The sequence below is a fragment of the Clostridium thermobutyricum DSM 4928 genome (assembly GCF_002050515.1).
Lineage (GTDB): Bacteria > Bacillota > Clostridia > Clostridiales > Clostridiaceae > Clostridium > Clostridium thermobutyricum.
The window spans coordinates 21,414-45,940 of sequence record NZ_LTAY01000028.1 but is presented as its reverse complement, the minus strand read 5'-3'; the positions used below and the strand labels follow the sequence as shown (position 1 = coordinate 45,940).

Genomic DNA, 24,527 nt, shown 5'->3' with positions numbered 1-24,527 from the left:
CTCATTCGGAAATCTTCGGATCTCTGGCTATGTGCGCCTACCCGAAGCTTATCGCAGCTTATCACGTCCTTCATCGGCTCCTGATGCCAAGGCATTCACCATACGCCCTTTGTAGCTTGACCTATTAGTCATATTTCAGATTTTACAATCTTGAATTAGTCACAAAGAATAGTATTTAAAATACATTTTCTTGGCTTTGTTGTATTAACAATCTATATTATGCAATTTTCAAAGAACTTATTTTCTTTCGGAAAACTTAATTTGATTTTTCCGACTCGCTTATTATAGCATCACATTAAAAAATATGTCAACACTATTTTTTAAAAAATTTTATTTAATTATATTTTCCATTAAAACTAATAATTATTCTAAAGTTTTTAGATTTATATACTATAACTTTTATTACGTAAAAATTATTTTAAATCCTGTTTATCTAATAACTTTATTCCTATTACGCATTTACTTAAATGGATAAACCCGACTTTTATATTTATTTATCTAATAACTTTATTCCTATCCCCAATAAAGCGTAATATAATTTTTTAGACTCAACTATAATAGACTTATTATAGTAAATTATTCACTATATATCTTTTAATAATAAAGAATATATTTAAAACTATTTTTAATTGGCTTCTTAATTTTAAAAAATGCTATTAAATAAAAGCACTAAAAAAAGCAATCTATTTTTAAAATAGATTGCTAAATAAGTATATTAATTATTCTATATTTTTGTAATTAGCGATTTTCAAAGACACAGACACTTTTAATATACTAAAATCACTTTATTTTCTTTATATTTTAAATTATACACTATTTATTAACTTTTTATCCATATTTTTTTAAATTAAATTTTCTATTCATTAGAAATTTCTTTTTTTATTTTTTTCATTTCATTTTGAATATATATATTTTTTAATTCGAAATCTCTTCCTCCCAATAATATAGATTCATTTTTAATATTAATTCCTTCTTTCTTTTTTTGTATAAGGAATATTATATCTTCATCTTTTATTTTGAACTTAAATTTATCTTTTTTCTTTATAACTACTTCCAAAGCTCTCACATCATCTGTTTCTTTATAAAAATCATACATTATTTTTATAAGTCTATTATCATATCTTATACCTTTGCTACATAAAATTTTATTTGCCATTTCTAAAGATACATTTCCTTTTTTAAAATCTTCTAATGTATCATTATCTATTATTTTAAATTTTTTCTTTAATTGTAAGTTTAAATCTGTAAATTTTAATACTTGTATTACTTCTTCAGTATTATCTGTAAAAAAGCCTTCACTATATAATTTCTCTAAATATAGTTTTATTTTTTCTGTTATTAAATAATTTTCTAAGATAAATTCTTCTATCAATAAACCTAACTTTATATTTACTTCATCAAAATTCATGTATTTTTCTAATATTTCTAATGAAAACTTAACTGAAAGATTTTTTTCATTATGTTTGATATAATCTTTATATTTTTTATATACTTCTAGCCCAATGCTTACATTTTTTATTTTCTTTATATAATTTAATGCAAAATCTTTATCTTTTTCTTCTAATAACCTCTCCATACCTTTACTTACTGCAAAAATTCTTCTAGTTCTTTCTTTCATTAAATGTAAAGAATTAAATATTTTTATATCATAAAAATTTCCTTCTATAATATCTCTCTTCTTTATATCTAATTCAAAAAATAAAGTTTTATAATCAGTATATATTATTATAGTTTCTCTTATATTTATTGGATATTTTATATTTTCTTGGGCTAGTATATTTATATTTATATAATCATAAAACTCATTATTTTCAAATGTTAAATTTACTAACCCTTTATATTCATTGCTTATATACTTTACTTTAAATGGATATTTATTTTTAATTAACTTTATATAGAAGCTTTTGCTTATTCCTTCGCTACTTCTAAATTCTATCTCTTTTTCTAGATCTGTTTTATATTCTATTTTTTCTCTATTTATTATATTTGCATTTATTAAGCTTTCATATATTTCTTTATAATCTACTTCTTTCTTATTTAAAAGAGAATATAACTTATTACTTAGGTAGGTATATCCTTTATATTTTAATATCCAAACTAGAGCAGACCTAAATACTCTATTTCGTTTTAATTCTTTATATGGTATATATTTTTCTTTTAGATATTCTATAACTCTAAGAGTTTCTTCTGTATATTCAGAATCTACAAATTGATTTACTTCTTTTTCGATTATCTTCATATACTAATTCCCCTTTTGGTCACTTACTCTATCTTTTATCGCTTTTTCTAAATCTTTATTTGAGAATACCATCTTAATTTCTATTTTTCTTTGAGAGGCTACATTTTCTATGTCATCTTTTGAATAGTCTTCTCTATCTCTATCTTCTTTATTTGGATTTGTCTCAAACTCTGACATTCCTGAAGCTTTAAATTTTCCACCAAAATCATTTTCTAATTTACTATCCATTTTAACCATTTGATTTAAAAAACTCATTGCTCTTTCAGTAGATAATTTTCTATTATCTATAGTATTCCCCGCATAATCTGTATGTCCAACTACTTCTATATACTCTATTTCTTCTCTTAACATTTCATCTTCCAATATAGAATAAAATATTTCTCCCAATTGTTCTGCCATAATTTTCCCATCACTTTTCAAATCCCATTTTCCTGTATCAAAAAATGTTTCTGTATTTAATATCATCTTTCCTTCATCTCTATCAAAATACATTATATTTTTATCTACTTCATTTGAATTTAAATTTTCTTGTATCTTATTGTATATAGTTTCTCTTTTAATAGATATATTATCAACAAAAAGACTAGATAACCCCATTGCAATTATCATTAAAAAGAAAAATACTAATGCTGTTGTAGTCATTACATCTACAAAAGATGGCCAATATGAACCGTCTTCTTCTCTAGACTTATATCTTCTACTTCTTATTTTCATATAGTATCCCCCCTATTCTTTTCTAATATCTACCCAATCATTTGTGGCCTTAACCAATCTTCCAACTGTTTGTGTATTCATGCTTAATGTATTTATAGCTTCATCTATATCTTCTAGTGCCCCTTTTAATTCATTTACTAAATCATATGATATTTTAGTAAACCCTTTTTGTACTGAAGATTGTACTCCTAATTCTATTTTTTCTCTTAAGCCTTCTATATTAACTTTAAATTCTTCTGTTATTTCTTCAAACTTCTCATATCCAGAATTTAAACCTTTTATTTCCTCAGCTAAATTTTCATCTCTTGTTAAAATAGATTTATTTATTTCTTCCATAACAGTTACTATTCCACTATATGTGCTTTGAAGTTTATCTCTACCTTCCTTAACTTCTAAAATAACATCTTCAAATATATTATTTCTATCTGTAGTTGTAGTATTTAATTTACTTATAACTCCTGAAAGATAATCTAATTTATCCTCTAACTTTTCTATAGATTTATTCATTATAAATTCTAATTTATCTGTAGTTAAAGTAAATTCATTTATTGAACCTTTAAATCTTTCTATTGGAGCATTAAAGCTTTCAATAGTTTCTCCTAATCTTCCTATTACTTTTCCAAAATCTTCTGCATATACTGTAAGCTCCTTAGCTGTATTTGTCATATCAAGTGTATTCTTATTTATATTAGATACAAGTTCATTTACCCCATTCATAAATAACTCTCTCATATCTACAGCTAGTCTTAACATTGATTTTGAAACTATATCATTGAATTTCTCAAATTGAGTAACAAAACTATATGAATATTCTCCATATAAAGTATTGTCTAAATAATCTTCCATTTCATCAAAAAATTCTTCTTTAGTTTTTTTAACTTTTGCATTTAATCCATTTAATATTAATGACATTATTACTCCAAAAATACTAGTCCAAAAAGCACTAGACATCCCTTGAAGTGGAATACTCATTTTTGATAAAAATACTTCCATTGTTTTTACCCCAGATTCTAATACTCCATTAGTTCCATGAATTGAAATAGTTAATCCTAAAAATGTTCCTAAAAGTCCAAGGGCTATACAAGAAGCAGGTAATACTGTAAGAAGTCTTTCATTTACATTATTAGATTCTTTTAAATGCTTTATTATTAAAACCTCTGTATTTATATTATCTATCCCTCTTTTTGCACCTCTTTTAAAATCTTCTGATATTTCTAAAAGTGGTCCTGATAAAAACTCTTTTTCTCCTGCACTATTTATAGAGTTACTTTCTTTTAATTCATCTAAAAGCTCACTATAAAATCTCTTCATTTTAATATTTAAAAAAATGTTGTATCCACCTACTAATATAATTATTAAAATTACTATCCAACCAACAGAACCTTGTTCTAAAAAGGATTTTAATAGTTCTTTAAATATTCCCATATACTCATCTCCCTTATTTACAAATCTTTTATTATACTGCTTATAATATTTCTATTATTATTTCTAATTAAATATTCTGTATTATTTCTTAATTTTTTCTTATAAAAAAAGACTAGATTTTAATTTATATAAACTAAAATCTAGTCTCCTATTATTTTATTCCGCCTAAAACACTATTTTGTCCTTCTATTACTCCACTCATTATTTGAGCTAATGCAGAATACATACCACTACCTTCTACTATTTTCCACTTTCCTTTTATCTTTGTTAAATAAATTTTATCTGATTGAACATCACTATAATCTGATCCATTTTTATATGTTATATCTGTTTTATATTTAATATCATAAACAGCTGTTTGATTATCTCCTGAAACTTTAGTTAAATTTAATATATTAATATGAATCGTTCTTTCTTGTATATTAAATTGTTTTAGAAAAGTTTGCATTATTTTTTCTCTATCTTCTTGATTAGGAACTTGTGCATCTAATCTATCTTGTATATCTGTATATGTTATACATCTTTCTAACTGGTTATTAGAAATTGAGGCATAAAAATTTCTTATTGTTGTTTCTGGTGTTGAGAAAAATAAACTTCTACATATATATGTACCACCAGCAATTACTGCTAATGCTATTACTACTATTGTTGAAATCTTTGTTATTTTATTTAGAGAGCCTTCTTTTCTATTTTTTTCTTTTTTTATTTCTTTTTGTTCATTAGTATCTTTTTTCATAAAATTGCTCCTTTCATCCTATTTTAATATTATATAATTTTACGTTTAATTCAACCTTAATTCATGATTCAACTTAATTTTTAATAAAAAAGACATTTTTATTATACTATATTTTTTCAAAAAAAAACTTTACAATACCTTTAATAAAAAGTCATTGTAAAGCTTAAAAAATTTATCTATTAAGATGCTACTACTGCACCTTTAACAGCAACTTTTTCTTTCTTCTTACCTAAATCATGAATTACACTTATTAATGTACCACTAACTAAAACAGCAATTATAGAATAAACTATTCTATCTAAACTTATATAAGTTAATGATAAAGCTAACACAACTGCGTCCATTAAATAATACATATGGTGTATTTTTAATCTTGAAAACTTGCTTCCTAGTATAGCTAAAACATCATCTCCTCCAGAGGCTGCTCCAACTCTTACTACAAGTCCAACTCCTAGTCCAACTGCAACACCAGATAAAATTGCCGCTAAAATCATATTATTTTCTAAGTTTGGTACTATAAATCCTATACTTTCCCATATTCTATATGTTATAGAAAATGTAGCAGTTGATAAAAATGATAAAAATAAGAATTTTTTACCGAAAAATTTCATTCCCACTAAAAATAATGAGAAGTCTACTATCACACTAGTTATAGATGGTGATATAGCATATAGCTTTTGAAGTAATAGAATTAATCCTAATACCCCACCTTCTGTAACATCATTTTGATAGTTTAAATTATAACTTCCAAATGCTAGAATACTGGCTCCTAAAATAACCAAAAGTATATCTCTAGCATTCTGCCTGGCCGAGTACACAATATCACTCTCCTATTTTTTTTACTAATAATATTATAACTCTTTCAACTCTTTTTTGCCATTTTAATAATATTCGCTATTTGTAATTAACTCAAACTATTCACTCTGTTCATTAAAGTTCCTTCTATTTCGTCCAAGTTCCTATATTGTTTGTTATCTTTTTAGCTTTATTGCTAATTCTGTTCTATTTTTAACTTCTAATTTATCTAATATCTTTGTCACATAATTTTTTACTGTTCCTTCAGATAAATAAAGTTTTTCTCCTATTTCTTTATTATTTAATCCTTCTGCAATTAAATTCGAAATTTCTTTTTCCCTTTTAGTAAGAATATCTAAATTTACTTCTTCTTTCTTATTTAACACTCCAGCAATCTTCATTGCTACTTCTGAATGAATAAGCATATTTCCTTTAAAAACTGTTTTTATTCCATTTATTATTTCATCTGGATCTGCATCTTTTAAAAGATATCCATTAGCACCATTTTTTATTGATTGGAAAATATATTCATCTTCATTAAATGTAGTTAAAATAAGAATTTTTATATCTTTATTTAACTCTTTTATTTTTTCTGTTGCTAAAACTCCATCCATAATTGGCATTCTTATATCAATAAGAATAACATCAGGATTTAAGTCTCTACAAAGAGAAATTGCATCTAACCCATTTTCTCCTTCTCCTAAAACTTCTATTTCATCATCTAATGATAAAATCATTTTTAACCCTTCTCTTATTATTTTTTGATCATCAACTACAATAACTTTTATCACTTTTATTCCTCTTCTCTTTTTATCTTTCCAGTAATACTAAATCCATTATTTAATATGTTAAATTCACATTTACCATTTAAATTTTTTATTCTTTCTTCAATTCCTCTAAGTCCATTAGATTTTTTTATATTTATAGGAGACTTTCCGTTATTGAATATAGAAAAATTTATAATCTCTTCATTTATATATATTTTTATTTTAAAATACTTTGCATCTCCATGTTTTATTCCATTAGTTATTGCTTCTTTTATAGTAATATATAAAGCTTCTTTTATATTATCATCTACTTCTTCTATATTTTCATGTATATCATTTTCAAATTCTATAGCTTCATTTAAATTTTCTTCTATTTCAATTATTCTCCATATTAATTTTTGTTCTTTTTCATATTCTTTAAGTTTATATACAGTTGCTCTAAGTTCTTTAATACTATCTTTAACTATAACCTTAGTTTTCTCTATTATCTCTCTTCGTTTTTCTTCATTATTATCAAATTTCTCTATTAAATTAACATGCATAGATATTCCCATTAAATAATGCCCCAAAGAATCATGAAGTTCTTGAGCAACACGATTTCTTTCTTTTTCTATTGTTAATTTTTCTAATTCTTTTGAGTATTCTTTTAACTTTTCATTTTGAAGAAGAAGTTCTCTATTTAATATTCCTACTTTTTCTCTTTCTTTTCTTTTTGTATAAGATATTATAGAAATACTCAAAACTAGTAGATAAGGAAATAGCATTATTAAAATTATATTAATGTAACTATGTATATTGTCAATAGGTAAACTACCTATACACACTGAAAAAATATATGTTAATATATTTACTAAAATATATAATTTTTTATACAAGTTATTATATTTAATATATATAGCCTCACAAACACTTAAATATAAATATGTTCCTATCATTCCTTTATCATATATTCCTGAAGCTATACCAACTAAAATAACACTAAAAAACCCTAATATTACATATTCTTTGTAGTTAGTAATTCTTAATCTATATATATCAATTATTATTGCTATAATTAGAATAATAGCTAAAAAAACTCTAAAATTAGCAGTTTTTCCATTTAGAAGCTGTGCTAATCCTAGAGCTAACATTATAATTTTTATTTTACCTGTTCCTGTTCTTACAACTCTTGTTTCTTCCATTAACATTTTCCTTTTAATCTTAAGTAATTATAGTATATTATTACTCTTCTAGCCCCAATTGATGCAGTTGCTGTTAGTATAAATGCTACATTAATATAATTTAAAAAATTTCTATCATACATTCTAACTGCATAAGATATTATAACTTTTATTAATAAATATACCACTAGTACTAGTATATCAAATACTTGTCTTTTATACACTACTTCACCTAATTCATTTATATTAACTTTATAAAATCTACTTCTGAATAATCCTATAATTCCCCCTATAATTAATGAAATAATTATAACTCCTATATATTCTAGATTTAAATTTACTTTTATTATTTCTGTAAATGATAAATATAAAAATATTAATGGAACTATAAATATACCATCCTTAACTTTTTTTGTTTTTCCTTGTAAGCTACTCTTTATCATTAAAAATAATATTAATAAAACTATTATTCCTGTTTGCATAAAATCTCCTCCAGTTATCTTTTGTTTTTTATACATTAATTATAAAATCATATGCATTTTTTGTAGTGTTACTAAAGTCATATAATTAGTCATAACTTTACATTCTATTTATTAATGTTACTTATTGACTTACATTAGATTTTTAAATATAATAAAAGACAAATGATTACAATTATATACTTTATTGCTGTGATTAGAAGTAGTACTATATATAAGTATTTTTAGAGAGTTAATGGTTGGTGAAAATTAATAATACATTTATAGGAACTTGTCTATGAGCTTACTTGTTAAAAGCAAGTACGGATTCTTATCCGTTATTTAAATAAGTGAAGAATATTTTTTATTCTTAATAAGAGTGGTACCACGGAATTTATACCTTTCGTCTCTTTTTATAAGAGATGAAAGGTTTTTTTAATTTATAGAACACTCTAAAGCTATGTAATCTAATTTATTAAATAAATTTTAGGAGGTTCAATATTATGGGAAATTACGGAACTAATATTGATAAGAAATGGCAAGATAAATGGGCTAATGAAAATCTTTATAAATTTGATAGCTCAAACCTTGATAAGAAACTTTATGTTTTAGAAATGTTCTCTTATCCATCAGGAAGCCAATTACATGCAGGACATTGGTTTAACTATGGTCCAGTTGATACTTGGGCAAGACTTAAAAGAATGCAAGGATTTAATGTATTCCAACCAATGGGATTTGATGCTTTCGGATTACCAGCAGAAAACTTTGCTATAAAAACTGGTATTCACCCAAAAGATTCAACATTTAAAAATATAGCTACAATGGAAGAACAGTTAAAAGCTATGGGAGCTATGTTTAACTGGGAAAATGAAGTAGTAACTTGTTCAGAAGATTACTATAAATGGACTCAATGGTTATTCTTAAAACTTTATGAAAAAGGTTTAGCATACAGAAAAAAAGCTCCTGTAAACTGGTGTCCTTCATGTCAAACTGTTCTTGCAAATGAACAAGTTCATGATGGTGCATGTGAAAGATGTGATACAGAAGTTACTAAAAAAGATCTTACTCAATGGTTCTTTAAAATAACTGATTATGCTGATGAATTATTAGAAAAATTAGATGGATTAGATTGGCCAGAAAAAACTGTTGCAATGCAAAAGCACTGGATTGGTAAATCAACTGGAGCTGAAATTACATTTAAAGTTAAAGATTCTGATTTAAAATTTAATGTATTTACAACTAGAGCTGATACTCTTTATGGAGTTGAATATGTTGTTCTTGCACCTGAAAATCCATTAGTTGAACAAATAGTAACTGCTGAACAAAAGTCTCAAGTAGAAGAATATCAAGAAAAAGCTAAAAAACAATCTGATATTGAAAGACAATCAATTACAAGAGAAAAAACTGGTGTATTTTCAGGAGCATATGCTATAAATCCTATAAATGGAAAAGAAATTCCTATTTGGATTGGAGATTATGTTCTTGCAACTTATGGAACTGGAGCTGTTATGGCTGTTCCTGCACATGATGAAAGAGATTTTGCTTTTGCTAAGAAGTTTGATCTTCCAATGACTAAAGTTGTAGCTCCTAAAGATGGTTCTGAAGTTGAATTACCATTTGGAGAACATGGTATTCTTATTAATTCTGGAGAATTTGATGGCTTAACAACTAAAGAAGCTAAGATTAAAATAGTTGAAAAATTAGCAGAGCAAAAACTTGGAGAACAAAAAGTAAATTATAGATTAAGAGACTGGTTAGTTTCAAGACAAAGATATTGGGGAGCTCCAATTCCTGTTATTTACTGTGAAGATTGTGGAACTGTTCCAGTACCTGAAAATCAATTACCAGTAGAATTACCATACAATGTAGAGTTTACTCCAGATGGTAAATCACCTCTTGCTAAATGCGAAGAGTTTGTTAATACAACTTGCCCTTGTTGTGGTAAACCAGCTAAGAGAGAAACAGATACACTTGACACATTTGTTTGTTCTTCATGGTATTATTTAAGATATCCAGATAATAAAAATACAGATGCTCCTTTTAATCCAGAAGTTATAAATAAAATGCTTCCTGTAGATAAATATGTTGGAGGACCTGAACATGCTTGTATGCATCTTTTATATGCTAGATTTATAACTAAAGCATTAAGAGATATGGGATACTTAAAATTTGATGAACCTTTTAAATCACTAACTCACCAAGGACTAATATTAGGCCCAGATGGTTTAAAAATGAGTAAATCTAAAGGAAATACAATTTCACCAGATGATTATATTAAAGAATACGGTTCAGATGTATTTAGAATGTATCTAATGTTTGGTTTTGCTTACACTGAAGGTGGAGCTTGGAGTGATGATGGAGTTAAATCTGTTGGTAGATTTGTAGATAGAATTGAAAGAGCTCTTGAATTAGTTAGAGAAGCTAAAAATAGTGATAAAGTTAAAACAACAATAGATAAACCTGAAAAAGAACTTAACTTCTGGTTACACAATACAATAAAAGGTGTTACTGAAGATGGTGAAAAAATGCAATTCAACACTGCAATTGCTAGAATGATGGAATTTGTTAATGCAATTTCAAAATACAACAATGAAAAAGTAAAAAATATAGAATTCTTAACTAATGTTGCTAAAGATTTCATTAAAATTCTTGCACCATTTGCACCTCACTTCTCAGAAGAACAATGGAGTCTATTTGGAATGGAATCTTCAGTATTTAATGAATCATTCCCTACATTTGATCCATCTGCACTTGTAAAAGATGAAGTAGAAATAGCTATTCAAGTTAACGGAAAAATTAAAGCTAAAATAAATGTTCCATCTGATTTAGATGAAGAAGGAATAAAAGAAGCTTCATTAAATAATGAAAATATTAAAGCAGCTACTGAAGGAAAAAATATTGTTAAAGTAATAGTTATAAAAGGAAGACTTGTTAATATAGTTGTTAAATAATGCCTTTATAACTTAAAACATATATTTTTAAACTAACCATCAAATAAGTTAAAATAAAAAGAGTTTCCACAAAATATGTGGAAACTCTTTTTTAATAAAATTATTTTTGAATAAAAGTATATATTATTAAAATTATATTATTCTACTTCTACTATTTTAAATCCTTTACTTTTAAGCTCATCTTCATCTATTTCCTCATCTAAATGCATAAGATAAACTCTATCTCTAACTTCTTTTTTAAATGCATCTTCTAAAGATTTTATATTTGTATGAGGACTTTTTTCGATATCTAATGAGCTTACTTCATGATAAACAATTGCTTTTTTATTTCTTTCTAATAATTTAATTGCTTCTGGATTTATCTCATTAGTGTCTCCACTATAGTAATATTTTTCTCCATTTATTTTTATAAGAAATCCATATGAAGGTATTTCAACAACATGTTTGTTATTTGAAAATTCCAAATCAACATTTCCAAACTCTTTATCTTTTATCCAATTAACATATCTACTTTCTACATCATAAAATTCTTTAGATACTCCTACATATGCTAGCATATCCTCAATGGTTTTTTTATGTGGAAAATATATTTTTGGTTTTATTCCTTTTATGTAATGAGAATAAAAAATTAAATCTCCTAAACTTCCTACATGATCTGGATGTGTATGTGTTATTATTATATGAAGTGTTTCACAATTTTCTAAAACTCCTTTTGTTTTGAGGTCATGAAAAACTGTTCCTCCACAATCTATAAGTATAATTGATTTTTCTTTTTTTATGTATGCACTTGTATTTCCTAGTTTTGTATTGAAAGCACTTCCCTTTCCTATAAACTTTAACATGCTTCCCCTCCTAAATTACATTAAATTAATCTATATTTTACCACAAAATTCATTATATTTCATAATATAAGAAAATAAATAAAAAGCTGATTACTCAATAAAAAAGTAATCAGCCAACAATATATTATAATTTCTTAAATATTTTTTTCTTTAATTATATATAGCTTATTTAGAATTTTCAAATACATTTATATACATTTGTTTTATTTCACTCATAAGTGGATATCTAGGATTTGCTCCTGTACATTGGTCATCAAATGCCTGTTCTACCATTTCATCTAAAGTTGCATAAAATTTATCTTTTGAAATTCCAGTTTCATGTATAGATTTAGGTATATTTACTTTTTCTTTTAATTCATCAATAGCTTTTATTAAAAGCTCTATTTTTTCTTCTTCTGTATTTCCACCTAAATTTAAATAATCTGCTATTCTAGCATATCTCCATTTAGCATTTGGATATTTATATTGTGGAAAGGCTGCTTGCTTTCTTGGAGCATCTGTTGCATTAAATCTTATAGTTTCATTTATTAATAAAGCATTTGCAATTCCATGTGGCACATGATGAAATGCTCCTAATTTATGTGCCATTGAGTGGCATATTCCAAGAAAAGAGTTTGCAAAGGCCATACCAGCCATTGATGCAGCATGAGCCATTTTTTCTCTTGCTTTTATATTTTCTGTTCCATTTAAATAAGCTGTTGGAAGATATTTAAATATTAATCTTATAGCTTCTAAAGCTAATCCATTTGTATATTCTGAAGCAAGGACTGAAACATAAGCCTCTATAGCATGAGTTAGTGCATCAATTCCTGAAGCTGCTGTTAATCCCTTTGGCATACTCATCATAAGTTCAGCATCTACAATAGCCATATCAGGAGTTAATTCATAATCTGCAAGTGGATATTTTACTCCAGTTTCGCTATCTGTTATAACAGCAAATGGAGTTACTTCTGATCCTGTTCCCGCTGAAGTAGGAATAGCTACCATCATTGCTTTTTGACCTAATTCTGGGAATTTATATACTCTCTTTCTTATATCCATAAATCTCATAGCTAAATCTTCAAATTTAACTTCTGGATGCTCATATAATACCCACATTATTTTTGCTGCATCCATTGGAGAACCTCCTCCAACAGATATTATTACATCAGGTTTAAAGCTAAGCATTTGTTCTGCTCCTCTTTTTGCTGCTATTAATGTAGGATCTGGTTCAACATCTGTAAATATTTTATAATCTATTTTACATGACTTTAATATGTCAGTTACCTTATGAGTATATCCTAATTCAAAAAGAACTTTATCTGTTACTATAAAAGCTTTCTTTTTCCCCATCTCACATAATTCTCTAAGTGCAACTGGAAGACATCCATATTTAAAATATGTTTTTTCAGGTACTCTAAACCAAAGCATATTTTCTCTCCTTTCTGCTACACTTTTTATATTTAAAAGATGTTTTGGTCCAACATTTTCTGATACAGAGTTTCCACCCCAAGAACCACATCCAAGGGTTAATGATGGAGCTAATTTAAAATTAAATACATCTCCTATTGCTCCTTGTGATGCTGGCATATTTACAAGAGTTCTTGCAGTTTTCATTTCTGCTCCAAACCTTTCTATTTTTTCTCTTGCTTTTGTTTGATCTGCATATAAAACAGAGGTATGACCAAATCCTCCAAGCTCTATAAGTCTACTTGCCTTTTTTAAAGCTTCATCAAAGCTTTTTGCTTTGTACATAGCAAGAACTGGTGATAATTTCTCATGAGAAAAAGGTTCTTCTAATTCTACTGATTCTACTTCTCCTACTAAAATTTTAGAATCTTCTGGTATTTTAAGCCCTGCAAGCTCTGCAATTTTATAAGCTGATTGTCCAACTATCGCTGAATTCAATCCACCTTTTTCATTTAAAATTATATTTTTTACTTTAACTATTTCATCTTTATCTAATATATAGGCTCCTCTATCCATAAGCTCTTTTCTTACTTCATCATATATTTTTTCCATTACTATAATGCTTTGTTCAGAAGCACATATAACTCCATTATCAAAAGTTTTTGATAATAATATTGAATTTACTGCCATTTTTATATGAGCTGTCTCATCTATTATTGCTGGTGTATTTCCTGCTCCAACTCCTATTGCTGGTTTCCCAGAAGAATAAGCTGCTTTAACCATTGCAGGTCCACCAGTAGCTAAGATTATATCTGCTTCTTGCATTACTGTTTGAGATAATTCTACTGAAGGTTCATCTATCCAGCCTATTATTCCTTTTGGTGCTCCTGCCTTTACAGCAGCTTCTAATAAAATTTTTGCTGCTTCTATAGTAGAATTTTTTGCTCTTGGATGTGGTGATAATATAATGGCATTTCTTGTTTTTAAAGCTATTAAAATTTTAAATATTGCTGTAGAGGTTGGATTAGTTGTAGGAACAATTGCTGCAATAACTCCAATTGGTTCTGCAACCTTTGTTATTCCAAAAGTTAAATTATCTTCAATTATTCCACATGTTTTCATATCTTTATATTGATTATATATGTATTCAGCTGAAAAATGATTTTTTATTACTTTATCTTCAACTACGCCCATTCCACTTTCTTCAACTGCTAATTTAGCAAGTTTTATTCTATTATTATTAGCTGCCATTGCTGCTTCTCTAAATATTTTATCTACCTCTTCTTGTGAGTATGTTGCAAATTTTTTTTGTGCTTCTCTTAAACTTTCCATTTTAGCTATAAGTTCTTTTTTATTTGTAACTTTTATCACTTAAAATACCTCCTGTATATTTTATTTTTAATATTCAACTTAGTTTTTGAAATTTTAAATAAAATTATGTACAAAAAAATGGCTTAACTTATTTTAAAGTTAAACCATTCTCTACTAATCTAATAAAGGTTTTAGTCCCGCTAAAACTTCACTCACTACTTCTGGATTTAATTTTTTATAATTATCTAAATAATTTGTTTCTTGAAGAGCTGCAAACATTCTTTTACTCATTTCCATCCAAATTTCAGGAACAAATACCCATATAACTTCTTCATATCTTGCATTTAAAAGAAAATATTCTAAACCAAAGAAAACATAATCTTTTATTTTGTGTAATTTATTAAACTTTTCATAATCTTCAACTATTTTCATAGATATTTTATATTCATATATATCTGAAAAGAAATAATCAAACTTTCCTCCTTTTGCTTTAAAAGCATCTCCATGAATTATTTTTATTTTTCTTTGTTTACCAAAATTCTTTTCAAAAATATCTATAACATCTTTTTCGCTTTCATATACAATAACTTCTTTTACATTCTTTTTTTTACTTATTTCAATTGCTGAATATCCTAGTCCTAATCCAACTATACCAACTTTTCCATGTGCTTTTTTTATAATATTGTATGTACCTTCTATTTCTCTTGCAGAAAGTTCCATCCAAACTTTATCTTCTCCAACTAATTTTAATGTATCTATATCTAAATCATTTTCTTTTTCATATCCATAACCTATTAATTTTTCATTTTTCTCATTACTAAGAACTACTTCATATTTACCCACTTTATTTTCTTTTATTATTTCATTGTACTCTTTAATTTTTTCTAATAAAAATTTCCTGTTATATGGTTTCACCCAAACCATCCTTTCTAACTCTATCATTCTTGATGAATATTACCAATTCAATACCTATAATATCATAAATTTTATATTTATAAATTAAAATTCTACTTCAATGTAATATTTCCTTTTATTTTCACAAAAAATCTATACATTTTTTGTTTATAAATTTTTTCAATTCAGAGTGTTTCACTTTGTTTTAAACTATGTTATAATTACTTCATAAAAAATTTTTTAATCACAGGAGAAATATATTATGAAAAATGTAACAATTAGCGAACAAGCATATAATGAATTTAAAGAATTCTTAGTTGAAAATAAAGTTGAAAACTTCAACATAAGAATAAACTTAGCTGGAATGGCTTGCAGTGGTCCAGTTTTTAACATAACAGTTGATGAAGCTACTGCTGATGATGCTACTGAAGTAGTAAATGACATAACATTTGTAATGGAAAAAAGATTAATAGATGAATTTGGTGGATTCATGATTCTTTCTTCAGAAGAAAATAACGGAAATGGATTAACACTTAAACCAGTTATCCAACCAGAAGGTGGATGTGGTTCATGTGGAGGAGGATGTCACTAATTTTTTATTGACATTCTAACAAAAGACAGGTAAATTCCTGTCTTTTTTTATATTTAAAGTTCTTCTATAGGTTTTCTCTCCCCTTTTAAGTTATTTATTTTATCTCTTCTTCTTTTAAGTTCAAGCTCTATATCTTTAAGGTTAATTTCTCTTTCACTAGCTAAAACAAGCAAATGATATATTAAATCACACATTTCATTTATCTGTTCTTCTTTATTGTCATCTTTCATACTGGCAATAATAACTTCTGAACATTCTTCCCCAACCTTTTTTAATATTTTTTCTCTTCCATTTTTAAACAAGTAACTAGTATAGGACTTTTTATCACTACTATTTTTCCTTCTTTCAATAACATCATATAAATCTTCTAAAACTTTTTCCATATTACTCTCCTTTTAAAGCTCATCAATACTCCTATAAAAACAACTTTTTTCTCCTGTATGACATGCTGGACCTTTTTGTTTAACTAAAAAAAGAACTGTATCATTGTCACAATCTACTTTAATCTCCTTTATTATTTGTATATTTCCTGAAGTTTCTCCTTTATGCCATAACATTTTTCTACTTCTACTAAAAAACCAAGTTTGTCCTGTTTCAATAGTTTTTTTCATACTTTCTTTATTAACATAAGCAAGCATTAAAACCTCATTATTTTTATAATCTTGAACTATTGCAGGTATTAATCCATTTCCTTTTTTAAAATCTAATTTTTCAATATTCATAACCTCTCTCCTAAATTTATCCACATAAAAAAAGATAGATTTCAAATTATTAACATTTATATCCTTACAAGTATATTCTTTTTATTTAAATATTCTTTTACTTCTTTTATTTTTAATTCTCCATAATGAAATAAAGAAGCTGCAAGAGCTGCATCACTTAAATCATCTTTTAAAACTTCTTCAAAATGTTCTAAACTTCCACAGCCCCCAGATGCTATTATAGGAACATTTGTATTTTTTCTAACTTCTCTAGTCATTTCTAAATCAAATCCTTTTTTAGTTCCATCTGCATCCATAGATGTTAAAAGAATTTCTCCACAACCTAATTCAGTTACTTCTTTTACCCAATCTATTAAATCAATTCCTGTATCAGTTCTTCCTCCATTTATATATACATTCCATCCTGTATTATCTTTTCTCTTTTTTCCATCAACAGCCACAACTATACATTGGCTACCAAATAATTTTGCTCCTTCACTTATTAAATTTTTATTTTTAACTGCTGCTGAATTTAGACTTACTTTATCTGCTCCTGCTCTTAAAATTTCTTTTATATCTTCTAAAGTTCTTATTCCTCCTCCAACTGTAAATGGAATAAAAACCTCCTTTGCAGTGTCTGAAACTACTTTTCTCATTATATCTCTTTCTTCATAGGAAGCTGTTATATCTAAAAAAACCAATTCATCAGCACCTTGATCATTATAAAATTTTGCAAGTTCAACTGGATCTCCAACTTTTTTTAATGATACAAAATTAACTCCTTTTACAACCTCACCATTTTTTACATCTAAACAAGGTATTATTCTTTTTGTATGCACTTTAATACCTCCTTAATTCTTTGAAACTTTTAAGCTTTCTTCTAAGTCCAAAGTTTTTTTATATATTGCCTTACCAGTAATTGCTCCATATATATTTAATTCTTTTAATTTTTTTATATCATTTATACCTTTTATTCCTCCTGAAGCTGTAATATCTATACTAACTTCTCCTTTAAGCCTTTTTAACATATCTATGTTAGGACCTTCTAATGTTCCATCTTTACTTATGTCTGTAACAATAATATTCTTAACTCCTAACTTTTCTAATTTTTTTGTAAATTCAATATAATGAATTTTACTTTTATAAAGCCATCCATCACCGCAAATATATTCATCTTTACAATCTATCCCAACAGCTATTTTATTTCCATAAAGTTTTATAGATTCTCTCAATAATTTTTCATCTTCTATAGCAGCTGTTCCTAAAATTACTCTCTTTACTCCACCTTCAATATATTTTTTTATAGTTTCTAAATTTCTTATTCCTCCACCAATTTCAATAGGAGTTTTTATTTCTTTTGCTACTTTTAAAATTAACTGCATATTTTTAGGTTCTTTTTCTTTTGCTCCATCTAAATCTACTAAATGTATCCAATCTGCACCTATATCTTCAAAATATTTAGCTGTTTCTAAAACATCTTTTGCAACTATTTCTTTTTTACTATAGTCACCTTTATAAAGTCTAACTGGCTTACCATCTATAATATCTATTGCTGGTAATATAAGCATCTTTTATTCTCCTTTACCGAAATTTTTAAGAAGCTTTAACCCAACTTCTCCACTTTTTTCTGGATGAAATTGTGCTCCTATTATATTTTTCTTTCTAAATAAACCAGGAATTAAAATTCCATTATAATCTGCTCCTATAAGAAGGTCTTCTTTTAAATAATCACTAGCTATATATGAATGAACATAATAAAAATAACTTTCATCTTTTATTCCTTTTAAAAGCTTGTCTTTTTTATACTGTTTTCCATTATTCCACCCAATGTGAGGTACTCTTCTTCCCTCTCCACTCATCTTTATTATTTTTCCTTTTAATAATCCAAGACCCTTCATTTTTTCCCCTTCATATCCTTCTTCAAAAAGAAGCTGCATCCCAAGACAAATTCCAAGCAATTCTTTTCCATTTTCTACTTCTTCTAAAATAAATTTATCTAGATTATTTTTCTTTAAATTTTTCATTGCATCATTAAAAGCACCTACACCAGGTAATATAAGTTTTTTACAAGACTTTAATATCTCTTTATCATCTGAAATAATATTTTTTATATTTAGTGAATCTAAAGCATTAGAAACACTTTTTAAATTTCCCATACCATAATCAATTATTCCTATCATAAAGTCTCCTTTTACAAAATACCTTTAGTACTTTGTATTTTATTATTAGTTATATTCTTAGCTATTTTAAGTGCTCTACCTAAGCCTTTAAATAAAGCCTCTGTTTTATGATGATCATTTTTTCCATAAAGAATTTTCATATGAAGCGTTAATCCTGCATTAAAAGAAAATGCTCTAAAAAATTCTTCTATCATTTCAGTGGAAAGCTCTCCTATCATCTCTCTGTTAAAATTGCAATCAAATACTAAATATGGTCTTCCACTAATATCAAGTGAAACTAATGCTAAACTTTCATCCATAGGTAAATAGAATGTTCCATATCTTTCTATTCCAACTTTATCACCTAAAGCTTCATTTAATCCCTTTCCTAAAGCTATTCCTATATCTTCAACTGTATGATGATCACAAATATAAGTATCTCCATCACAACTTAAAGTCAAATCTATACCACTATGAAAAGAAAATAATTCTAGCATATGATCAAAAAATCCAATTCCAGTATCAATATCACTTATACCATTTCCATCTAAATTTATATGAAGTTTTATTTTTGTTTCACTAGTATTTCTATTTACAATTGCTTCTCTTTTCATAACACTATACACTCCTTTAAAACTTTAAGCATATAATCATTTTCTTCTTTACTGCCTATAGTTATTCTAAATGTATCATTATTAAAATTTCTTATTGATATATCCTTCTCTTTAAAAACTTCTATAAATAATTTATCTCCTCTTCCAAATATGAAATTAGCCTTTGAAGGATAAAATTTTATTTTCCCATTTATTTTTCTTTCAATATTTTTTAATTCAATAAATATCCTTTCTCTTTCTTCTATAACTACATCTCTAAGAAATTTCATTTTTTCTTTTTTCTCTATTAAAACTTCTCCAAAAGTTTGAGATAAAGTATTTACATTATAAGGAACTTTAAATTTATTTAATTTTCCTATTATTCTTTCATTTCCAACTAAAAATCCAACTCTTAGTGAAGCTCCTCCAAAAGCTTTTGAAAGAGTTCTAGTTACTAATAAATTTTCATAATTATTTATTTCTTTTATTACAGATTTTCCATAGAACTCAATATACGCTTCATCTACAACTACAATAATATCTTTAAAACTTTCTAATATTTTTTTTATTTTATTTTCTTCAATTGCAAATCCTGTAGGATTATTAGGATTTGAAAATATAATTAAATCTACCTTTTCTTTTTTACCTAAAGCTATAAAATCATCTACACTATAACTTCCATCTTCATTACAATCTAATTTTATTAATTCCCCTTCATTTGAACTTACATAAAAATCATACATAGAGAAATCTGGATTTAATGTAAGTACTTTTTTTCCGCTCTGTATATAAGCACTAATAATTAAACCTATTGCTTCATCTGAGCCATTTCCAACTATAATATTTTCTTTATTTACTCCTATATATTCTGCATATTTTTCCTTTAACAAATTGCTATCACTATCAGGATATCTATTAAATTCTATATTTTTTAATTTTGAAAAAAATTCTCCTAATACTTCTTGTCCAATATCATAAAAACATTCATTTCCGTTTAATTTAATTCCATTTTCTATTACTAAAGGTTTATATTCTTCTACTATTTTCATTTTTCTAACCTCACTTTTATAGAATTTGCATGTGCAGTTAGTCCTTCTTTATTTGCTATATTTATTATCTTTTCTCCATCTTCCTTTAAAGCTTCTTTTGTATAATAAAGAAATGATGATTTTTTTATAAAACTATCTACAGAAAGTGGTGAAAAGAATTTTGCTGTTCCACTTGTAGGCAACACATGATTTGTTCCTCCAAAATAATCACCAACTGGTTCTGGAGAATATTCTCCTAAAAATACAGAACCCGCATTTTTAATAAATTCTAAATAATTTATTGGATTATCTAGTAATAGTTCTAAATGTTCTGGTGCTATAAAATTTGAAATTTCAAAACACTCATCTAAATTATTACAAAGTATTGCTTTTCCAAAATTATTTAAAGATTCTTTTATTATTTCTTTTCTCTCTAATTTTTCTATTTGTATTTCTAATTCTTTTTTAACTTTTTCAATTGTATTTTCTGATGTAGTAAGTAAAATTGAAGAAGCTAAAATATCATGCTCTGCTTGAGACATTAAATCAGCAGCTATATATTTAGGATTTGCTTTCTCATCTGCTATAATTAAAATTTCACTTGGACCTGCTATCATATCTATATCTACTTCCCCAAAAACTTCTTTTTTAGCTAAAGCTACATATATATTTCCAGGCCCAACAATTTTATGAACTTTATTTATACTCTCAGTTCCATATGCTAAAGCACCTATTCCTTGAGCTCCTCCAATTTTATAAATTTTATCAATCTCTAATATATTAGCTGTAACTAATATATACGGATTTACTTCTCCATTTTTTAATGGAGGTGTTATAATTGTTATTTCTTTTACTCCCGCAACCTTTGCTGGAATTACATTCATTAAAACAGAAGATGGATATGCAGCTGTTCCTCCTGGAACATAAACTCCTATACTTTCTAATGGAATGACTCTTTGTCCCATAAAAACTCCATTTTCTTTCTTTAATATATACCCTTGTTGTTTTTGCATCTTATGATATTCTTCTATATTCTTTTTTGCTTCCTTTATATTTTCTATAAATTCTTTCTCAACTTTTAAATAAGCTTTTTCTATTTCTTCTTTTGAAACTCTTATATCTTTAATTTCTTTTGAATCAAATTTATTTGTGTATTCTAATAAAGCCTTATCACCATTATTTTTTATATCTTTAAGTATATTCTTTACTATCTTTAATTTGTCCAAATCCTCTTTTGAGCTTCTATCAATTAAAAGCTTAAATAAATTCTCTTTATTTTCTTTAGAAAATTTTATTTTTTCTATCACTTTTATCCCCCCTCAGCTTATACCTTTTTCTATATTAGATAAAAATTCTCGTATCTCTTTTCTTTTCATTTTAAAACTAGCTTTATTTACTATAACTCTTGCACTTATATCACAAATATCATCAAGCACTATAAGTCCATTTTCTTTTAATGTAGTACCTGTTTCCATAATATCTACTATCCCATCACAAAGTTCTAATATTGGTGCAAGCTCAACTGACCCTTCTATTTTTATTATCTCAACATCCATACCTCTTTTTTTGAAATATTCTTTTGCCACTTTTGGATATTTAGTTCCTATCTTTACATGTCCAATTTTCTCAAATAAATTTACTTTTGGAAGAGATGCAACTATAAATTTGCACTTTCCTAAATTTAAATCTAAAACTTCAAAATACTCTTTATCACTTTCTAATAAAGTATCTTTTCCTACTACTCCAATATCTGCAACTCCATGTTCAACATATGTTATTGAATCTGCTGCTTTAACAAGGAAATATTTTAAATCCTTTTTTGTATCATTAAAAACAAGCTTTCTTCCTTTATCCTTTAGTTCCTCTATTCCATAACCTACTTTTTCTAATATTTTTATAGTTTCACTTTCTAGTCTTCCTTTAGTTAGTGCTATACTTATAGTCATGTATTTATTCACCTCTTTCTACTTTGAAATAATCTTTTTTATCTGAAATAAATTTATATTCTATATTCACGCCTCTTTTTCTTAAAAGATTTCCTTCCTTCATTCCTCTTAAGATAGTATTTTCTCCATATGATATAATAAATTTTAAATTTTTATCTAATTCTTTTATTCCTTCTGTCAGTAAATCAATATTTACTGAAAATCCTATTGCATCTAGATTTCTTCCATAAGCTCCTATAAGACTGTCATATCTTCCTCCATTTAAGACAGTATCTCCAATTCCAATTTAAATAGCCCTTAAATATTATTCCTGTGTAATAATTAACTCTTGGAACCATTCCTAAATCAAAAGTTATATATTCTCCATATCCTAACTTTTCTAATATAGAATATAATCTTTTCATATATTTCAAACTTTCTTTTACTTCTTCATTAAAAGCTAGTTTTAATCCATTATCTAAAACTTCTTTATTTCCAAATAGCCATGGAAGCCTACTAAAAAAGTCCTGATACTTCTTTTCTATATTTAATGAATTTAAAAAAGTTTTTAGCTCTATTAAGCTTTTTGTTTCTATTAAATTTGCAAGAATTTCTCTATCCTCTTCTTTTAATCCCATTTCATTAAAAGCAGAATTAAAAAATTTTATATTTCCTATTTCTAACTTAAATTTATCTAATCCAAGCTCTTTTAATCCTTCTAAAGCTAAAACTAAAATTTCTAAATCTGAGCCTAAACTAGAATCTCCTATAAACTCAACTCCACAGTCAGTGTATTCATTTCTTTTTCCACCAAAACTTTTATTTACATTAAATACATTTGAGCAATACCTAAGCCTTATTGGCATTTTTACTTCTCTCATTTTTGTCCCTACTACTCTAGCTATTGGTATTGTCATATCTGGTCTTAATACTAATATTCTTCCGTTATTATCAAAAAATTTATATACCTCTTCTTCTTTTAATCCATCTTTACTATTAAAAAATGTTTTATAATATTCAATAGTAGGAGTAACTATGCTTTCATATCCAAAGCTTTCATAAATTTTTTCTAATTTTTTTATCACCCATTCTCTTTTTCTACTCTCTTCAAAAACTAAATCCTTAGTTCCTTCAGGAATAACTTTTCTACTTAACATTTATTCACCCCTTCACTTTAACACGTTAAATTATTGATGTATTAATATTATATTTATTTTCTATATTTTTGTTAAAAATACTTTTACTGTAAATATTTACTTTTAAAAAAGAGAGATTTCAAAATTAGAAATCTCTCAAAAAAATTTTAGCTCTCTGCTAAAGCTTTTATTTTATCTCTTGTTAATCTATAAACAGTCCATTCATCCATTCCAACTGCTCCAAGACTTTTATAAAATTCAATTGAAGGCTTATTCCAATTTAAACAAGCCCATTCCATTCTTTCACATCCATTTTCATAAGCTATCTTTCCTAAAACTTTAAATATAGCTTTCCCATATCCATTTTTTCTATATTGTTCTTTTATATAAATATCTTCTAGATAAAATCCCCCTCTTCCTATAAAAGTTGAATAATTAAAGAAATATAAAACATATCCTATTACTTCTTTATTCAATTCTACAAAAAGTACTTCTGCCTCTTTTTTATTAAATATTGACTCTTTTAGACTTTCTTCTGTAGCTACAACTTGGTCTAGCATTTTTTCATAAGTAGCTATTTCTTTTATTAAATCTAAAATTAAACCTGTGTCTTCAATTTTTGCCCTCTTTAGTTTTAAATTATCAATACTCGTTTGTATGTACATACAAATTCTCCCCCTTATATATATATTAAAAAACTATCTATAAAATG

At 26.2% G+C, this 24,527-nt stretch carries 24 protein-coding genes, 1 rRNA gene and 1 other annotated feature; of the genes, 2 read left to right on the top strand and 23 right to left on the bottom strand.

The window, feature by feature from the left end; genetic code table 11:
- From CLTHE_RS05415 to CLTHE_RS05375, 9 genes are all read right to left on the bottom strand, one after another.
- Positions 1 to 122: ribosomal RNA gene (locus CLTHE_RS05415) — 23S ribosomal RNA — on the bottom strand; the annotation flags it as partial.
- Between the two features lie 734 nt (positions 123 to 856).
- Entirely contained in the window at positions 857 to 2,239 is a 1,383-nt protein-coding gene (locus CLTHE_RS05410; RefSeq protein ID WP_080022349.1) for a hypothetical protein, read from the bottom strand.
- A 3-nt stretch (positions 2,240 to 2,242) separates the two neighbouring features.
- The gene (locus CLTHE_RS05405; RefSeq protein WP_080022348.1) at positions 2,243 to 2,953 is read right to left on the bottom strand and encodes an OmpA/MotB family protein; all 711 of its coding nucleotides are present in this window, start codon (positions 2,951 to 2,953) and stop codon (positions 2,243 to 2,245) included.
- Positions 2,954 to 2,965: 12 nt separating this feature from the next.
- Positions 2,966 to 4,378, bottom strand: coding sequence for a hypothetical protein (locus CLTHE_RS05400; protein ID WP_080022347.1), 1,413 nt, complete (start codon positions 4,376 to 4,378; stop codon positions 2,966 to 2,968).
- Positions 4,379 to 4,529: 151 nt separating this feature from the next.
- Positions 4,530 to 5,114, bottom strand: a complete 585-nt coding sequence (locus CLTHE_RS16660; protein WP_080022346.1) for a hypothetical protein — start codon at positions 5,112 to 5,114, stop codon at positions 4,530 to 4,532.
- Positions 5,115 to 5,293: 179 nt separating this feature from the next.
- Positions 5,294 to 5,932 carry a YitT family protein gene (locus tag CLTHE_RS05390; RefSeq protein WP_080022345.1) on the bottom strand — a complete coding sequence of 213 codons (639 nt, stop codon included), beginning with the start codon at positions 5,930 to 5,932 and terminating at the stop codon, positions 5,294 to 5,296.
- 153 nt (positions 5,933 to 6,085) lie between these two features.
- On the bottom strand, positions 6,086 to 6,700 hold the full coding sequence (locus CLTHE_RS05385) for a response regulator transcription factor (RefSeq protein WP_080022344.1): 615 nt from the start codon (positions 6,698 to 6,700) through the stop codon (positions 6,086 to 6,088).
- 2 nt (positions 6,701 to 6,702) lie between these two features.
- Complete coding sequence (locus CLTHE_RS05380) at positions 6,703 to 7,857, bottom strand: sensor histidine kinase (RefSeq protein ID WP_158082665.1); 1,155 nt, start codon at positions 7,855 to 7,857, stop codon at positions 6,703 to 6,705.
- Positions 7,857 to 8,318 (bottom strand): DUF1453 family protein, encoded by a 462-nt coding sequence (locus CLTHE_RS05375; RefSeq protein WP_158082664.1) that lies wholly within the window; start codon positions 8,316 to 8,318, stop codon positions 7,857 to 7,859. Before CLTHE_RS05375 ends, CLTHE_RS05380 begins: the two co-directional genes overlap by 1 nt.
- Positions 8,319 to 8,498: 180 nt before the next feature.
- Positions 8,499 to 8,708 (top strand) — a binding site (T-box leader).
- Between the two features lie 89 nt (positions 8,709 to 8,797).
- Between CLTHE_RS05375 and leuS the strand changes: the two genes are divergently transcribed.
- Complete coding sequence (gene leuS / locus CLTHE_RS05370) at positions 8,798 to 11,245, top strand: leucine--tRNA ligase (RefSeq protein WP_080022341.1); 2,448 nt, start codon at positions 8,798 to 8,800, stop codon at positions 11,243 to 11,245.
- 137 nt (positions 11,246 to 11,382) lie between these two features.
- Here leuS and CLTHE_RS05365 read toward each other — a convergent pair whose 3' ends face one another.
- The 3 genes from CLTHE_RS05365 to CLTHE_RS05355 form a co-directional block, all read right to left on the bottom strand.
- Positions 11,383 to 12,087: an MBL fold metallo-hydrolase gene (locus tag CLTHE_RS05365; RefSeq protein WP_080022340.1), complete on the bottom strand. Its 705-nt coding sequence runs from the start codon at positions 12,085 to 12,087 to the stop codon at positions 11,383 to 11,385.
- Positions 12,088 to 12,252: 165 nt separating this feature from the next.
- Complete coding sequence (adhE, locus tag CLTHE_RS05360; RefSeq protein WP_080022350.1) at positions 12,253 to 14,844, bottom strand: bifunctional acetaldehyde-CoA/alcohol dehydrogenase; 2,592 nt, start codon at positions 14,842 to 14,844, stop codon at positions 12,253 to 12,255.
- A gap of 117 nt (positions 14,845 to 14,961) precedes the next feature.
- Positions 14,962 to 15,729, bottom strand: coding sequence for a hypothetical protein (locus CLTHE_RS05355; RefSeq protein WP_242945620.1), 768 nt, complete (start codon positions 15,727 to 15,729; stop codon positions 14,962 to 14,964).
- Between the two features lie 214 nt (positions 15,730 to 15,943).
- On the opposite strand from CLTHE_RS05355, the gene CLTHE_RS05350 reads away from it, so the two are divergent.
- Positions 15,944 to 16,273 carry a HesB-like protein gene (locus CLTHE_RS05350; RefSeq protein WP_080022338.1) on the top strand — a complete coding sequence of 110 codons (330 nt, stop codon included), beginning with the start codon at positions 15,944 to 15,946 and terminating at the stop codon, positions 16,271 to 16,273.
- 53 nt (positions 16,274 to 16,326) lie between these two features.
- Here CLTHE_RS05350 and hisE read toward each other — a convergent pair whose 3' ends face one another.
- From hisE to CLTHE_RS05295, 11 genes are all read right to left on the bottom strand, one after another.
- Complete coding sequence (gene hisE, locus CLTHE_RS05345; RefSeq protein WP_080022337.1) at positions 16,327 to 16,656, bottom strand: phosphoribosyl-ATP diphosphatase; 330 nt, start codon at positions 16,654 to 16,656, stop codon at positions 16,327 to 16,329.
- Positions 16,657 to 16,668: 12 nt separating this feature from the next.
- Positions 16,669 to 16,995: a phosphoribosyl-AMP cyclohydrolase gene (gene hisI, locus CLTHE_RS05340; RefSeq protein WP_080022336.1), complete on the bottom strand. Its 327-nt coding sequence runs from the start codon at positions 16,993 to 16,995 to the stop codon at positions 16,669 to 16,671.
- A gap of 56 nt (positions 16,996 to 17,051) precedes the next feature.
- Entirely contained in the window at positions 17,052 to 17,813 is a 762-nt protein-coding gene (gene hisF / locus CLTHE_RS05335) for an imidazole glycerol phosphate synthase subunit HisF (RefSeq protein WP_080022335.1), read from the bottom strand.
- Positions 17,814 to 17,825: 12 nt separating this feature from the next.
- The gene (gene hisA / locus CLTHE_RS05330; protein WP_080022334.1) at positions 17,826 to 18,542 is read right to left on the bottom strand and encodes a 1-(5-phosphoribosyl)-5-[(5-phosphoribosylamino)methylideneamino]imidazole-4-carboxamide isomerase; all 717 of its coding nucleotides are present in this window, start codon (positions 18,540 to 18,542) and stop codon (positions 17,826 to 17,828) included.
- A gap of 3 nt (positions 18,543 to 18,545) precedes the next feature.
- The gene (hisH, locus tag CLTHE_RS05325; protein ID WP_080022333.1) at positions 18,546 to 19,154 is read right to left on the bottom strand and encodes an imidazole glycerol phosphate synthase subunit HisH; all 609 of its coding nucleotides are present in this window, start codon (positions 19,152 to 19,154) and stop codon (positions 18,546 to 18,548) included.
- Between the two features lie 11 nt (positions 19,155 to 19,165).
- Entirely contained in the window at positions 19,166 to 19,747 is a 582-nt protein-coding gene (gene hisB / locus CLTHE_RS05320; RefSeq protein ID WP_080022332.1) for an imidazoleglycerol-phosphate dehydratase HisB, read from the bottom strand.
- Positions 19,744 to 20,775, bottom strand: coding sequence for a histidinol-phosphate transaminase (hisC, locus tag CLTHE_RS05315; RefSeq protein ID WP_080022331.1), 1,032 nt, complete (start codon positions 20,773 to 20,775; stop codon positions 19,744 to 19,746). The genes hisB and hisC overlap by 4 nt, the downstream gene beginning before the upstream one ends.
- Positions 20,772 to 22,061: a histidinol dehydrogenase gene (gene hisD, locus CLTHE_RS05310; protein ID WP_080022330.1), complete on the bottom strand. Its 1,290-nt coding sequence runs from the start codon at positions 22,059 to 22,061 to the stop codon at positions 20,772 to 20,774. The genes hisC and hisD overlap by 4 nt, the downstream gene beginning before the upstream one ends.
- 12 nt (positions 22,062 to 22,073) lie before the next feature.
- A complete protein-coding gene (gene hisG, locus CLTHE_RS05305) occupies positions 22,074 to 22,700 on the bottom strand; it encodes an ATP phosphoribosyltransferase (protein WP_080022329.1) in 627 nt (208 codons plus the stop codon).
- Positions 22,701 to 22,945: 245 nt separating this feature from the next.
- Positions 22,946 to 23,836: an ATP phosphoribosyltransferase regulatory subunit gene (locus CLTHE_RS05300; protein ID WP_278320284.1), complete on the bottom strand. Its 891-nt coding sequence runs from the start codon at positions 23,834 to 23,836 to the stop codon at positions 22,946 to 22,948.
- 146 nt (positions 23,837 to 23,982) lie between these two features.
- On the bottom strand, positions 23,983 to 24,480 hold the full coding sequence (locus CLTHE_RS05295) for a GNAT family N-acetyltransferase (protein WP_080022328.1): 498 nt from the start codon (positions 24,478 to 24,480) through the stop codon (positions 23,983 to 23,985).
- Positions 24,481 to 24,527 lie beyond the last annotated feature (47 nt).

Excerpts from the sequence above, each read along its gene's own strand:
- CLTHE_RS05410 (WP_080022349.1), bottom strand. The coding sequence starts at position 2,239 with ATGAAGATAATCGAAAAAGAAGTAAATCAATTTGTAGATTCTGAATAT.
- CLTHE_RS05405 (WP_080022348.1), bottom strand. The coding sequence starts at position 2,953 with ATGAAAATAAGAAGTAGAAGATATAAGTCTAGAGAAGAAGACGGTTCA.
- CLTHE_RS05400 (WP_080022347.1), bottom strand. The coding sequence starts at position 4,378 with ATGGGAATATTTAAAGAACTATTAAAATCCTTTTTAGAACAAGGTTCT.
- CLTHE_RS16660 (WP_080022346.1), bottom strand. The coding sequence starts at position 5,114 with ATGAAAAAAGATACTAATGAACAAAAAGAAATAAAAAAAGAAAAAAAT.
- CLTHE_RS05380 (WP_158082665.1), bottom strand. The coding sequence starts at position 7,857 with ATGGAAGAAACAAGAGTTGTAAGAACAGGAACAGGTAAAATAAAAATT.
- CLTHE_RS05375 (WP_158082664.1), bottom strand. The coding sequence starts at position 8,318 with ATGCAAACAGGAATAATAGTTTTATTAATATTATTTTTAATGATAAAG.
- leuS (WP_080022341.1), top strand. The coding sequence starts at position 8,798 with ATGGGAAATTACGGAACTAATATTGATAAGAAATGGCAAGATAAATGG.
- CLTHE_RS05365 (WP_080022340.1), bottom strand. The coding sequence starts at position 12,087 with ATGTTAAAGTTTATAGGAAAGGGAAGTGCTTTCAATACAAAACTAGGA.
- CLTHE_RS05355 (WP_242945620.1), bottom strand. The coding sequence starts at position 15,729 with ATGATAGAGTTAGAAAGGATGGTTTGGGTGAAACCATATAACAGGAAA.
- CLTHE_RS05350 (WP_080022338.1), top strand. The coding sequence starts at position 15,944 with ATGAAAAATGTAACAATTAGCGAACAAGCATATAATGAATTTAAAGAA.
- hisE (WP_080022337.1), bottom strand. The coding sequence starts at position 16,656 with ATGGAAAAAGTTTTAGAAGATTTATATGATGTTATTGAAAGAAGGAAA.
- hisI (WP_080022336.1), bottom strand. The coding sequence starts at position 16,995 with ATGAATATTGAAAAATTAGATTTTAAAAAAGGAAATGGATTAATACCT.
- hisA (WP_080022334.1), bottom strand. The coding sequence starts at position 18,542 with ATGCTTATATTACCAGCAATAGATATTATAGATGGTAAGCCAGTTAGA.
- hisH (WP_080022333.1), bottom strand. The coding sequence starts at position 19,154 with ATGATAGGAATAATTGATTATGGTATGGGAAATTTAAAAAGTGTTTCT.
- hisB (WP_080022332.1), bottom strand. The coding sequence starts at position 19,747 with ATGAAAAGAGAAGCAATTGTAAATAGAAATACTAGTGAAACAAAAATA.
- hisC (WP_080022331.1), bottom strand. The coding sequence starts at position 20,775 with ATGAAAATAGTAGAAGAATATAAACCTTTAGTAATAGAAAATGGAATT.
- hisG (WP_080022329.1), bottom strand. The coding sequence starts at position 22,700 with ATGACTATAAGTATAGCACTAACTAAAGGAAGACTAGAAAGTGAAACT.
- CLTHE_RS05300 (WP_278320284.1), bottom strand. The coding sequence starts at position 23,836 with ATGTTAAGTAGAAAAGTTATTCCTGAAGGAACTAAGGATTTAGTTTTT.
- CLTHE_RS05295 (WP_080022328.1), bottom strand. The coding sequence starts at position 24,480 with ATGTACATACAAACGAGTATTGATAATTTAAAACTAAAGAGGGCAAAA.